Raw genomic sequence first — 13,346 nt, 5'->3', positions numbered from 1 at the left:
TCGGCTAGCCGGGGTTTTTAGTGGCGTAAACCCAACATGTCTGATTTAAGAAACACCTGCAATTCTCACCAATAGCTAGGCCAACGAGGCATTTTCGTTGTCAAGATGGCGAATTTGGGTACAATAAGTTGCGCGGTTCACACATTATCATTAAAAGGCGGCAATCCATATGCAAACCAAAGATCAGCCTATCCATGAAAGTCTATTAATCGGCACGTTGCTTACCGGCGCTGCTGGCAGTTTTGATGCGTTTACCTATTTGCTGCATGGCGAAGTTTTTGCTGGCTTGCAGACCGGGAATGTCATTCTATTAGGTGTGCATCTTAGTCAGGCACAATGGTATACGGCGATTCGCTATGTCGTACCGATCCTGGCCTTCATGTTCGGCACGATGGCGGCACGGGCCATTCAGCTGCAAGCCGATAAACGTCAGCATCCCTTGAGCGAACAACGTTGGATCGTTCGTTACGAAATCGGATTAATTTTGCTCGTCAGTCTGCTAGGCCGCTGGTTGCCTGACTTGGTCGCCAGCGCCATGGTCTCGCTCATTGCTGCCGCTCAACTTCAGGAGTTCCGCCGGTTACGCGGGGGTCCGTTTACTTCATTAATGATGACCGGCAATCTCCGGACAGCTGCTCAGAATCTCTATGATGGCTTCATTCGCGGCCAGCAAAAAAGCCGCGAATCCGCAGCTGTGATCGGTACCATTATCCTGAGTTTTGCGGCTGGAGCTGGCATTACCAGCATCCTGACTCACTATATCGGCACTTATGCTTTGGCCGGCGCGGCACTATGCCTAATCGCCATTGACGGCATTTTCTGGCAAGACCAGATTAAACTGCATTAAGCGCTGGCTTCCCCAGCCACTTTCTGGCCCTGATGCAGGAAGCCTAAGTCATTAAAATCGGTGACCCGAAAACGCTCATTAGTCCACGACAGTTTGGTAACACTGGCATTGTCGAGCATTTCCCGGCCATCAATGTTGTAATGGATGTAGTTCAACCACATCAACGCAGCAGTTCCGTGGGTCACCACCAAAACTCGCTGCCAATCTTTTGTCTCGGCTTCCACGGCAATTGCGCGCAAAGTCCGATTGAGCCGTTCCTGAACCATGCGATTCGTCTCGGCAGTATTCGGATGTTGATCCATATTAGCCGCAAACGCCGCATCAGCCGTTTGCGCCAAGGTAATTTCGCGATTGGCCAAGGCTTTGTGAAAATTGGCAACGCCCATGGTCGCTAACGAAAAATCATTCGCCAGCTGTCCTTCAAACTTGCCATAATTTTCTTCACGTAAGCCCATCAGCGTTGTGACCGGCAACGGTTCGCCTAGCCCGCTTAAAATAAAATGCGCCGTGTCGATCGCGCGGGTCAAATCACTCGCAAATGCCGCATCAAATCGAACACCTGCTGTCTTAAACCCCAATCCCAATGCTTTGGCATCTGCAATGCCTTTGGGAGTTAAGGCAGAATCAGCCATTCCCTGAACCCGTTTTTGAACATTAAATTCGGTTTGCCCGTGACGGACAAGATAAAGCGTTGTCATGATTACAATCCCCTATTTTCTGTGAGCGTGAGTCAGCCCGGTTAGAAACCGGAGTGTAAGTGGCCTTGGGCGTGATGGTCGGGCTTTGACCATTGCGACCAAGGTCCTTACACGCAGGTTTCTGGGCTGGCGAACGCGTTATCGTGAGCGTGAGCCGGCGCGTTCAGGAGCCGGAGTATAAGTGGCCTTGGGCGTGATGATCGGACTTTGACCATTGCGACCAAGGTCCTTATACGTAGGCTCCTGCGCCGGCGAACGCGTTATTTTCATCGTTGACTTGTCCCTAAGCCAGTTTCAGGTAATCCGCTAAATAATCCGCAACGCCATCGTGCTCGTTATCGCTTGGCGTATGCGCGTCGGCTGCTGCAAGAATGGCCGGACGCGCATTTTTCATGGCCACCCCATGACCGGCAAATTGCAGCATATCCAAATCGTTCATATCATCACCAAATGCAATGATATGCGACTGATCAATGCCGTAACATCCTGCCACATAAGCCAGTGCTCGGGATTTACTCGTATTGCGGCTGGTGACTTCCAGCGCCGTGTATTCCCCGCTCCAGGCACCCCAGGTTTTAGCGGCCAGATGCGGATACAGCGCCGCGACCTGCCTAGCAACCGGCTTGAAGATCTTGGCTTCCATAAACATGGTGACCGAAATCGGTGCCTGCCGCAGCCCCTGCTCATCTAACAACGCATCGGGGTGTAAGCGATCCGGCAAAAACGGAATGTTGGCGTACGGCCGATCCGCCACCAACAAGCGCTTGCCTTCTGCCACCATCACTTTAAACGCAAACGCCTGCTTCAACTGGCGCAAGGATAAGGCCACCGGAATCGGAATCGTGACTTCCTTTTCATATTGCCAGTGGCGGTGCGGCATGTGAATCAAGGCACCGTTAAAATTGATCATCGGCCCTTGTAGCTTTAAAGCATCATAAAATTGTTCTGAAATAGCATCCGGACGGCCGGTTGCAATGACCACCAAATGGCCTGCTGCCTGCGCCGCCTGCAAAACAGCGATCGTGCCAGCGCTCAACTGGCCATCAGCGTTCAAGGTCGTACCATCCAGATCCAATGCGATAAGATAACGATTCATGCAGCAGCCTCTTTTCAATCATTTTTCGAAAGCGATCAAGGATAGCCATCTGCAACCCGTTCCCCTACAATAGGTAGTTAGAAAGCGAGGACAAGATGGCTGAATCAATTGTACTTTATACAGACGGCGGCAATCGCAACACCGGCAATCACGCTGGCGGCTCAGTCCGGCCCACCGATAAAAGCGCGTGGGCCGCGTTACTGATCTACGGGGAGTATGAGAAAATGCTCTCTGAAGGCGATTACGGCCGAACCAATAATTATATGGAAATTATGGCGGTGATTCAAGGATTAAAAGCGATCAAGCGCACGGACATTCCGGTCGACGTTTACTCCGATTCTGCATACGTGATCAACACTATGCAACAACGCTGGTGGGTCAAGTGGCAGCAAAACGGCTGGCGCAACCACGGCAAGCCGGTTAAAAACGCCGAGTTATGGCAGGCGCTGCTGCATCAAGTTAACCGCTTCGATCACGTGACGTTTCATAAAGTGAAAGGCCATGCCACCAATCATAACAACAATCGCGTCGATGAGGCGTTGAACCAAACCATGGATCGGCTCGATGATCGCTCCTGATTATTTTACCCTTGATGGCCTAAAAAAGCTTCTCCATAGGTCTCAGCCAAGAACCCATTAATCACCTGCTGCATCTTTTGGACAGAAGGTGATTTTTTAATGGTCGGATTAATCACCAAACATAGCGTCCGGGAAAATGGTTCAGAAAACGGATAAACATTAACATCACCCACCAGCTTCTGCAAGGCCAGTTTCGGTAAAATGCCAAGCCCTAGGCCCGACTCGACCATCGACAAAATGCTTTGGTCGTCAATTGAGTAATTAATGGTGTTCGTCGACACATGATAGCGATCCAAAGCGCGCTTGGTATCGCGGTCGTAGTCGATTTGTTGAAGAATAAAGTTCCGCTTTTCGACATCCGCCTGCGTCACTGTTTTACCATTCTTGGGCTTGAAGCTTTTCGGCGTGATACAGTAAATTGGATCCTTCAACAACGGCTCCACAACCACGCCCGGGCCAACCGGCAGTGAAGAGAACCCTAAATCAGCCGTTCCCAATCGCACAGCGTCCACAATGCGATTGAAAGTCCCTTGAACCACGCTGATTTCAATGTGCGGATATCGCTTCTTAAACCGTTGAATAATCGTGGGCAGCCAGTTCGTCGACACCGATGAAAACGCGCCGATACGAATGCGTCCGGTATTGACGCCATTGATGTTATCGGCCACTTGTGACAGTTGCTCCTCAAGATTTTGAATACTCTGAATAATCGGCAACACCTGAGCACCGTCTTCGGTCAAGGTCACGCCGGTACGATTGCGAATCAGTAGTGGAAAGCCCAGCTCGCTTTCTAGTTGGCTGATGCTATGACTGACCGCACTCGGTGTGACATTCAATTCTGCCGCTGCTTGCGCTAGTGTCCCGCGTTCGACAACCTTGCTAAAAACTTCATACGAAAAATTACCCATGATATTTTTTCTTCCTTTTCACCGCGAAGCTGAAGTGACAGCGCTTGTCACTTCAGCAAGACAAATCCCGTCACATCAGTCTCTAAGTGTGTTCGTTCTTTTTAACATGAACAGTATTCAACTTAACCTGAAATAGTTGAGCTTTACTCAATCATACGAGCCGTTTTACACTAGTGTCAATAAGAAAGCGTTGATCAGATTTTTGAACCAGCGCGACGAAGGTATCGCGCCGCTTCTTGCATCGATACCAAAGGGGGATTTTCATCATGAAATTCGCAAAACGTACACAAAAAACCGGTAAATCAGGCTTAGAGGATCTGTTCGCGGCTTCCGGCCCGAATGTCATTTCCTTTGCCGGCGGTTATCCGGATCGCAGCCTGTTCCCGACACAGCAGCTCAACCGCGCTTTTAAGCACAGCTTCACCAGTGGCGATACCGAGTTGCTGCAATACGCCAGCACGCAAGGTTACCTGCCACTCCGGGAAAAGATTGCGGCGCGGCTGCGAGCCACCGGTATGCCGACACGTGCGGCCGATATCATGATGACGCAAGGTGCCCAGCAAGGCATCGATCTGGTTGCGCGGTTAATGCTTGACCCTGGCGACGGCCTGGTGGTTGAAGCGCCAACTTACTTAGGCGCCTTGGCTGCATTTAATGCTTATCAGCCAACTTACTACGAAGTGCCGATGCAGGACGACGGTATTGACATCAACGCTCTGCAACGGGTCTTGATGAGCCGCTCCGTCAAATTCATCTACACGGTTCCGGATTTTCAAAATCCAACCGGCATCGTGATGTCGCTCGCCAAACGGAAAGCCCTGATTCGCTTGGCCAATCAATACGATGTGATGATTCTTGAAGACAATCCTTACCGCGATCTTCGCTACGACGGCAAGCCGTTGCCAACCATTAAATCCTTAGATACAGAAGGTCGGGTCATCTATCTTGGCAGCTTCAGCAAGATCCTCTCACCTAGTTTGCGAATGGGCTGGTTAGTTGCTGCGCCGGATCTTTTGAAAGAGCTAATCGCGTTAAAAGGCGGCAGTGACCTGGAATCCAGCAACCTGACCATGCACGGTATCAATGATTACATGGAGGAAAACGATCTGGATGCGCACATTAAGCAGATTCAGGATCGTTATCGTGAAAAGAAAGACGCCATGGTCGACGCCATGACTCGCTACATGCCGCCCGAAGCCCACTTCAACAATCCTGACGGCGGCTTCTTCCTTTGGCTCACGATGCCGGACGATTTTGACATGGGTGCCTTCATGAAGCAGCATCTATTGCCGGAAAACAACATCTCCTATGTGCCATCGGCCAATCTATATGCGACCTCCGCACAGGTCAACGGCGCCCGGCTCAACTTCACCGGCCCGACCTTGGAACAGATCGATACCGGTATCAAGGCATTAGGCGATGCCTTAAAAATGGCATTGCACCAACCTACCTTGGTTGCCGAGCAAGCTTAGTCACCTGACGAACCGTATTGCTTAGATGGTAAACTTTACAAAATGACAAAGTAACCATCACATTTTCGTCAAACTTTGCCAGTAGTATTGGCACCATAGAAATGAGCCACCCACTCATTCCTAAACCCCAACCTAATTTTCATTTTTCTCCTCCAAAGAAAAAGATGATTGGCCCCCATCCGATCATCACCCCAAAAAAGGCCCGCTGCGTTTGGCAGCGAGCCTTTTGTTGTGGACTTATAAACTATTGAAAACTAATGTCGGCGCTGCTTAAACTAAGCGGTCAACGCCAAAGCTTGACGGATCGTCTTTCTTGTCATCCTGCTTTTCATCGGCCTCAGCTGGCTTTTCAGTCTTGGCTTCGTCGGTTGACTTGACGTCTTTTTTAGCATCCTTCTTGTCGTCGTCCGTTTCTTCAGGCTTCTTAGGTGCAGCCTGTTCGCGGATTTTGGCTTCAATTTCCTTAGAGATTTCCGGATGTTCATCCAGATAATGGGAGGCGTTCACAAGCCCTTGGCCCAACCGCTCTTTGCCATAGTTGTACCAAGATCCCGACTTGGTGATGACATCAAACTTACTGTCTTTTTCCGTCACTAAGTTGATCATGTCGGTGTTGTGCTCGATCCCATGACCAAATGACATCGTGGTTTCAACCGTCTTAAATGGTGGCGCAACCTTATTCTTGGTAACCTTCAGTTTGCTGGCAAAACCGATTACGTCCTTACCATCTTTGACTTGCTGGCCTTTTTTGACCTCAATACGAACCGAGGCATAAAACTTCAAGGCGCGTCCACCCGGCGTAACTTCCGGATTACCAAACATCACGCCGACTTTTTCCCGCAACTGATTGATAAAGATGACCAATGTATTGGTATTGTTAATCGACCCGGCCATTTTACGCAGCGCTTGCGACATTAGCCGCGCCTGCAAACCGACATGACTGTCACCAATGGCGCCTTCGATTTCAGCCTTGGGAACCAAAGCGGCAACGGAATCAATCACGACAATATCAACGGCGGCGGATTCGATCAGCATTTCGGCAATTTCCAATCCCTGTTCACCCGAGTTTGGCTGGGATAACAGAAGGTCGTCAATGTTAACCCCCAATTCAGCCGCATATTTTGGATCCATCGCGTTTTCGGCATCAATATAAGCTGCCTTGCCGCCGGATTTTTGCAACTCGGCGATCGTCTGTAACGCAATTGTGGTTTTCCCGGTACTTTCAGGACCATAGATTTCCACAATCCGGCCGCGTGGCAACCCGCCGACACCAAGCGCCAGGTCCAGTGAAAGAATGCCGGTCGAAACAACATCAACCTTCAGCTCCGGCCGATCACCCATCTTCATCACGGCGCCTTCACCAAACGCCTTCTTGATTTTCTGCAGCGCCTTTTCTAATTCGGTTTCGCGATCTGTGGTATCAGATTTTGTATTCGTATTCTTTGTGGTCGTTTTCTTCGCCATAATTGTCTCCTTAATTACGCGCACACAGCGCTTAAAATACACTAGTTACATTATCGAACATGCGTTTGTTTTTTGCAAGCTTTTCGTTCAACAAAACGGATTTTTCTGCGTGCCAAATTGGTTTCCCTTCTATTTTACCTGAAGCAACCGGGCGATTGGGAAAAACCTGCTGTTATTGATGGGCTGAAAACGCGGTCGCTGGGCAAGAAACCTGCGTGCAAGGGCCTCTAGACAAAAGTTCTCTGCTGCGTCTCTGAAACGCGCTCGCAGGCCCAGAAACCTACGCATAAGGACCTCGAACCTAAATGGCCAAAGCCCAGCCATTTAGGTTCGAGGCCACTTATGCTCCGGTTTCTAACCGGGCCTGCTCACGCTCTTTTGAAAACATGCTATGATGGTTCGGTCAGTGATAGCAATCATACACACAAGGTGGAGAAAAACAATGATGTTCATGGGTTCCATTGTCAACGGCTTAACCATTATCGGCGGCGGTCTGCTCGGGCTGGTTTTGCACAATATTAGCGACAACGCCAAGGACACGATTACCAAAAGTCTGGGACTTGGCACGTTTGCACTTGGCATTCAGATGGCGTTGCAGACCAAAAGCTTCGTTGTCATCATCATTAGCCTGTGTCTTGGCGGCTTGTTGGGTGAGTGGCTGCATATCGAAGACGGCATGAATCATCTCGGCCTCAAACTGCAGGAGCGCTTTGCAAAAGGCAACAGCCACTTCGCGGAAGGGTTTGTCACCGCTACTTTAATCGCCGTCATCGGTGCCATGAGCATTCTGGGCGCGATCCAGGCCGGCGTGTCCGGTGATAACGCCACACTTTACACGAAAGCAGTCATGGATGGCTTCATGGCCATCATGATGACCGCCTCACTTGGCGTCGGCGTTATGTTCTCTGCCATTCCCGTGGTCTTGTATCAAGGTACCATCACGTTGTTAGCCAGTTTTTTAGTCCAATTCATCCCCAAAACCTTACTGGCGACCTCCTTGCGCGAAATCGGCGCAATTGGCGGCTTGATGATTCTGGGCATCGGCTTGAATCTCATGGATATCACCAAAATTCGGATCTCCAATCTCTTGCCAGGGTTGCTCGTTCTCCTGGCGATTCTGACTGGTCAGTATTTTCTATAAATTAGGCATCTAAAAAGCAGGCCGCCTTGACCTGCTTTTCAATCGTTTCTTACCTATTTTGCGCTCCAATCAGAAATTAGGAATCAATCCTTGCCGGCCGCTTTGAAAACGCCGATAAACCACTTTACAATGCCAATCACGGATTTTGGTCAAAATGCGCGAATTCGCATCGTGATACCAATAGCGCAGATCGTCTTTAATGTAGAGACGATTCAGCCATGCATGATCATGCCGCAGAAACGTGAAGCTCTCAAGTAAATCCTGCTCGCGCCAAACATCCGGCAACAGAAACTGGCTTCGCGTAAAGCGTTTTAACTGCCGTCCTGAATAATAAACCCGTTCAATCCGACCGATGAAAAACGCGGTATGCCCTTTGCCGACATATGGTGCCATTGGTGCGACAATCAGTCCACCGCGCAGACGCTCAAACCAGTCAGTTTGCGGACTTACCTTAATTGCATGCGTAACATCTTTTGGTAACCGGAAGTCCAAAACCAACCCATCCGGACGGCGAACCCGTACAACGATATGTTGCTTCTTCATGTTACCACCCCACTTACCTTGGCCCTTAAGGCGACTTGTACTGCTGAAAAAAGTTTAACACGAAATGTTCGGATTTGCATAAAGAACGTTTGTTTCGTTAATTAACCCTCCGTCAAACTAACCAACCTCGGCGACGCAAGCAGTGAATTCAAATGTGAACACAATCACCACAAAGATATAATAGAATATTGCATTTGCCTTCACATTTCATTCACACCCTGTCTGTAGTATAAGAAACATAGAAATGAGCTACCCACTCATTCCTAAAACCCCAACCCAACTTTTTCATTTTTACTCCTCCAAAGTAGAAATCGTCGATCGTCCCCCAAACGATCAGACACCCCCAAAAGGCCGCCCACCCAGCGGCCTTTTTTGGTGTGAGCGTGAGCTGGCGCGGTTAGAAGCCGGAGTGTAAGTGGCCTCGAAACCAAATGGCTGGGCTTTGGCCATTTGGTTTCGAGGTCCTTACATGTAGGCTTCTGCGCCAGCGAACGCGTTATAGAACACGAAAGCCCGCCCCTCACATTTGCCTCAAATAGAACATCCTCTAACGCAAAAAAAAGCCCCCCACCGGGAGACTTCTCACGCCTACAAACATACCTAACGTTTAAACAACGCATACAAAGCATCCGGCGTCCGTGCCGCCTGAAACGCCTTGACAAAATCTTCATGCGTCAGCAACTTCGCCGTATTCGACAAATACTTCAAATGACCACCGCTATCATGTTCCGGAATCAAAAACGAAATTACGGCTGTCACCGGCTTGCCATCAAAGGTCTTCCAGTCAACCGGCTGCGCCAAGTGCAACACCAGCATTGCCGACTGCTTAATTGTGGCATCCTGTGCATGCGGAATGGCGATGCCTTTTTCCATCCCAGTTGAACCTTCCTCTTCCCGCGCAACATACTTTTTGAAAATCGCATCGGCATCTGTGGCAAGGCCGTTCTTAACCGCCATGTCCGCCAAATAGTGTAAAACATCGTCACGCGTTTTAGCGGGCACATCAACTTCAATATTTTCCTTACTCAAAATATCGCTCGGATCAAAAGTCTGATCAGCCTGATCATCGACCGGCGCCGGCTGGTTGCGTGCCGGATCAACCTTCACCGGTGCCGCAGTTGCATCGTCTGCAGCGCCTTCTGTTGCTAAAGCCGCTTCAACCACGCCGGTTTTCACGCCGCGTTTTCTAGCAGAACGGCCGGCAATCATGGCCAAAAGAACGCCTGATGCAGCCGCACCAACCAGAATCCAGGCGACCCAGAGAAACGGTTTGTTCACCAGTGGCAAAACGATGAACCCGCCGTGGGGTGCCGGCACCTGAATGCGCGACATGTACGTCAACACTGCCGCGATCGCCGAGCCAACCATAAAGGCAGGAATGTTCATCAGTGGATTTTTGGCAGCGAACGGAATTGCGCCTTCGGTAATATGCGTTGACCCTAGCAAAGCATTGACGTAACCGGCACTGCGTTCGTCTCGATTATAGGCTTTAGGATTCAGCAAAACCGAAATCGTGGTTGCCAGTGGCGGTGCGATGCAGGCAGCTGACACACCCGCCATGAAAAAGTAATTGCCTTGTGCGAGCAGTGCGGTTCCTGTCAGATACGCAGCTTTGTTAATCGGGCCGCCAAAATCGGCAGCACACATGACGCCGACCACAACGCCTAAAATAATCGGGCTGGAACTTTCAAGTCCTTTTAACCACGCCATCAAGCCGAGATTCATCGCCTTCATTGGCGTGTTGATGAGATACATAATCGAGCCAGCAATGAAGACCCCTAATACTGGATAAAGGAAAATCGCTTTTAGGCCGCGAAATTCCTTGTCAGGCATGAACGCAAACACTTTTTGTAACATTAGAATAACCAGTCCGGCCATGTAGCCGCCGACAATTGCGCCTAGGAATCCGGACCCGTTGCCGCCGTTGTAGGCAATCATACCGACTGCCATGCCGACAATTAAGCCGGACCGCTTCGCCACAGCTTCTCCGATGTATGCCGCTAAGACCGGCACCATCAAGCCCATCGCTGCACTGCCGACCGCATTGAGCATGGCCGCGAATTGGTTGTATTCGGCATTCTTCGGGTCAGCCGAGTAAATCCCCCAGAAAAATGAAACGGCGATCAACACCCCACCGGCTACCACCAGCGGCAGCATATGCGAAACCCCGTTCATTAAGCTAGTATAAATCTTATTGCCGATGCCGGCAGTACTGGTTTCAACGTTTTCATCGGTGCCGGCCTTGGCTGTCCCACCTTTTGGCATGTAAACCGGCGTGCTGTTGCTCAAAGCTTCCTTGATGAGTTTGTCCGGTTCGCGAATACCGGCTGCTACCGGAACATTCACCAACGGCTTGCCGGCAAAGCGATCGGCATCCACATCAATGTCCGAAGCGATAACCACCCCTTTGGCTCCTGAGATTTCATCCTGGGTCAACGGATCGTCCACACCGGTCTGCCCATGTGTTTCCACTTTGATGGTTAAGCCCATCTTTTTAGCAGCTTGTTCCAACGCTTCTTGCGCCATATAAGTGTGCGCAATGCCAGTCGCACAGCCGGTTGCCGCAATCAAATCATATTTTGCCATTCTCTATCCCTCCAGTTGCTTGATTTCAATTTGCGTCAATAATTCATCTGTCTGGGTAAAATCCGTAATCCACGCGCGCCGGGCCGTGTCGCTGCCGGCCGCAATCGCTAATTTCAAAGTGGCGGCTAAATCCTGCTTTTGATACAACCCGGCTAAAAAGGTGCCGAGCATGGTGTCACCAGCGCCTGCCGTATTGAGCACGTCAATTTTAGGGGCGTTACCGACCAGCGTAACTTCATGATTCATGAACAAAGCTCCGGCGGCACCCAATGAAACCAGAATATTCTGCGTTCTGGCATCCAGTGCGCGATGACCCAAAGCCACCATAGTCGCCAGATCAGCCGCGCCAGATTGATCAAACCAGCTCATCAACTCCGCATCATTCGGCTTCACTAATAGTGGCCGGTACGCCAAAGCTTTGACGGCTTCAGGATAGGCACTATCGATGATCAGCTGAAAACCTCGCTCCTGACTCAAGGCACCCAGCTTCAGCAAAAAGCTCGGTTCAATGCCCTGCGCAAAACTGCCCGAGACGCAGAGCCAATCTTCGCCGCCAAGCGTGGTCAGTTGTTGATATAATTGTTTTAATGTTGTCGGGCTAATTTCGGGACCGGGATTGACCAGTTTGTATTCGGTGTTGTCACTCACAACCCGCGTAAACACATTAATCCGGGTAAATCCCGCATCTTTATAAAAATGATTGCGAATGCCCTGCTGCGTCAAAAAATCGGCGATATAATCCAGCGTAAAACCACCACCCACGCCGAGCGCGACGTTATCTACACCGCGCCGCTTCAAGATACAGCTGACATTGACGCCTTTCCCATTCGCCTGAATATCATAGCTATCTGTCCGATTCACCGTATTGGGCGCCATTGTCTGGGTTTTAATAAAAAGATCAATGGCCGGATTTAACGTCAGGGTATAAATCAAATTAACCGCTCCTTCATGTCATTCGTTTTTGCTTATCTCCATGTTAACCGCTTTCATTTGAAAAGAGTTTTCTGCTTTCAGCGATTTTGTCACCTGATCGAAAATGTTTTTCAGGAGGTTGTTTATGGCTACACTCAGTCCAACAGAAGCGTATCTTTGGGATTACATCGAAAACCACCAGCAGACAGTCGTCAACGCCTCAATCACGCAGTTAAGCGCCGCTGCCAACGTGTCGCCTGCCACCATTGTCCGCACGATGAAGAAAAAAGGCTTCAATGGCTACACCGAATTTCGGCATGACTTGTTGAAACGCATTGGGGACGCTGAACCTTTTGGCATTCTGGATCAGGTGGATGATCAAATTAAAAAAGTGATCATGCAAAATCAAATCGAGGTGCACAACACCCTCGATAATTTAAAAGTTTCCGTGATTGAAGACTCGGTGCAATTGCTCGCAAAAGCCGAGATCGTCCTGGTACTCGCCCGCGGCTTGTCAGAATCGATTGCCTCTGAGGTCACGCTAAAACTTCAGCTGCTTGGCAAGTACGCCGAATTTTTCAGCGATCCCAACATTATTCAAACCATTGCCGGCCAAATCAGTCCGAAAGCAGTCGCACTCACAATCACGTTGAATGGCGAAACACCTGAACTCGTTGCCGCTGCTAAAACACTGGCAGCACGCGACATTCCGCAAATTATTTTGACAACCAACGCCGAAGCGCCCATTGTCCAATACGCTGATGAATTATTTGTGGGCTATAAATCCAAAGCCGCCTATTTCGACAAATATGAGGTGGCTTCGCGTCTGCCATTGCAGGTGATGAGTCGGATTTTGCTGGATAGTTATGTGGTACGGAAGCGCAAGGAAGCACGTTAATCACGCCCTCCCCTTTTTACGACTGCACATTTAACAAACTGAAAATTCAATTGGACTACTTTTTATACTAACCATACCAGCCATTTTAAAATAACATAAGTTTGTTAATTAACAATCCTCAACCAATTGCAAAATTTGTCTTGTTCACCTGATAATATATGCTATGCTAATTTCTAAATCAGGTTGTAACGCGAAAATGTGGC

Annotated in this window: 12 protein-coding genes; 5 read left to right on the top strand and 7 right to left on the bottom strand. The window is 49.7% G+C overall.

Features of this window, described 5'->3' with window-relative positions:
* Positions 1–169 precede the first annotated feature (169 nt).
* Positions 170–847 carry a YoaK family protein gene (locus GSO_RS07965; protein WP_010490882.1) on the top strand — a complete coding sequence of 226 codons (678 nt, stop codon included), beginning with the start codon at positions 170–172 and terminating at the stop codon, positions 845–847.
* On the opposite strand, the gene GSO_RS07960 is transcribed toward GSO_RS07965, so the two are convergent.
* Complete coding sequence (locus GSO_RS07960; RefSeq protein ID WP_010490881.1) at positions 844–1,545, bottom strand: histidine phosphatase family protein; 702 nt, start codon at positions 1,543–1,545, stop codon at positions 844–846. The two genes, GSO_RS07965 and GSO_RS07960, sit on opposite strands and share 4 nt — an antisense overlap.
* 283 nt (positions 1,546–1,828) lie before the next feature.
* Entirely contained in the window at positions 1,829–2,641 is an 813-nt protein-coding gene (locus GSO_RS07950) for a Cof-type HAD-IIB family hydrolase (RefSeq protein ID WP_010490880.1), read from the bottom strand.
* Between the two features lie 95 nt (positions 2,642–2,736).
* Here GSO_RS07950 and GSO_RS07945 point away from each other — a divergent pair, with 95 nt between their 5' ends.
* Entirely contained in the window at positions 2,737–3,219 is a 483-nt protein-coding gene (locus GSO_RS07945; protein ID WP_010490879.1) for a ribonuclease H family protein, read from the top strand.
* Positions 3,220–3,224: 5 nt separating this feature from the next.
* Here GSO_RS07945 and GSO_RS07940 read toward each other — a convergent pair whose 3' ends face one another.
* Positions 3,225–4,127, bottom strand: coding sequence for a LysR family transcriptional regulator (locus GSO_RS07940; RefSeq protein WP_010490878.1), 903 nt, complete (start codon positions 4,125–4,127; stop codon positions 3,225–3,227).
* A 266-nt stretch (positions 4,128–4,393) separates the two neighbouring features.
* On the opposite strand from GSO_RS07940, the gene GSO_RS07935 reads away from it, so the two are divergent.
* On the top strand, positions 4,394–5,599 hold the full coding sequence (locus GSO_RS07935) for an aminotransferase-like domain-containing protein (RefSeq protein WP_010490877.1): 1,206 nt from the start codon (positions 4,394–4,396) through the stop codon (positions 5,597–5,599).
* Between the two features lie 270 nt (positions 5,600–5,869).
* On the opposite strand, the gene recA is transcribed toward GSO_RS07935, so the two are convergent.
* Positions 5,870–7,063: a recombinase RecA gene (recA, locus tag GSO_RS07930; RefSeq protein WP_010490875.1), complete on the bottom strand. Its 1,194-nt coding sequence runs from the start codon at positions 7,061–7,063 to the stop codon at positions 5,870–5,872.
* 442 nt (positions 7,064–7,505) lie between these two features.
* Between recA and GSO_RS07925 the strand changes: the two genes are divergently transcribed.
* Entirely contained in the window at positions 7,506–8,204 is a 699-nt protein-coding gene (locus GSO_RS07925; protein ID WP_010490874.1) for a DUF554 domain-containing protein, read from the top strand.
* Positions 8,205–8,273: 69 nt separating this feature from the next.
* Here the strand turns inward: GSO_RS07925 and GSO_RS07920 are convergent, their stop codons facing one another.
* The 3 genes from GSO_RS07920 to pfkB all read right to left on the bottom strand — a co-directional run bounded on the left by GSO_RS07920 (position 8,274) and on the right by pfkB (position 12,266).
* Positions 8,274–8,747 carry a DUF7679 family protein gene (locus GSO_RS07920; RefSeq protein ID WP_010490873.1) on the bottom strand — a complete coding sequence of 158 codons (474 nt, stop codon included), beginning with the start codon at positions 8,745–8,747 and terminating at the stop codon, positions 8,274–8,276.
* A gap of 600 nt (positions 8,748–9,347) precedes the next feature.
* Complete coding sequence (locus tag GSO_RS07915) at positions 9,348–11,333, bottom strand: fructose-specific PTS transporter subunit EIIC (RefSeq protein WP_010490872.1); 1,986 nt, start codon at positions 11,331–11,333, stop codon at positions 9,348–9,350.
* 3 nt (positions 11,334–11,336) lie between these two features.
* Positions 11,337–12,266, bottom strand: a complete 930-nt coding sequence (pfkB, locus tag GSO_RS07910) for a 1-phosphofructokinase (protein WP_010490871.1) — start codon at positions 12,264–12,266, stop codon at positions 11,337–11,339.
* 124 nt (positions 12,267–12,390) lie between these two features.
* Between pfkB and GSO_RS07905 the strand changes: the two genes are divergently transcribed.
* Positions 12,391–13,143: a MurR/RpiR family transcriptional regulator gene (locus GSO_RS07905; protein WP_010490870.1), complete on the top strand. Its 753-nt coding sequence runs from the start codon at positions 12,391–12,393 to the stop codon at positions 13,141–13,143.
* Positions 13,144–13,346 lie beyond the last annotated feature (203 nt).

Origin of the sequence: Lacticaseibacillus zeae DSM 20178 = KCTC 3804 (genome assembly GCF_000260435.1) — a bacterium.
GTDB classification, from domain to species: Bacteria; Bacillota; Bacilli; order Lactobacillales; family Lactobacillaceae; genus Lacticaseibacillus; species Lacticaseibacillus zeae.
Note: the sequence above shows the minus strand (reverse complement) of the source record. Positions and strands in the feature narration are given on the sequence as shown.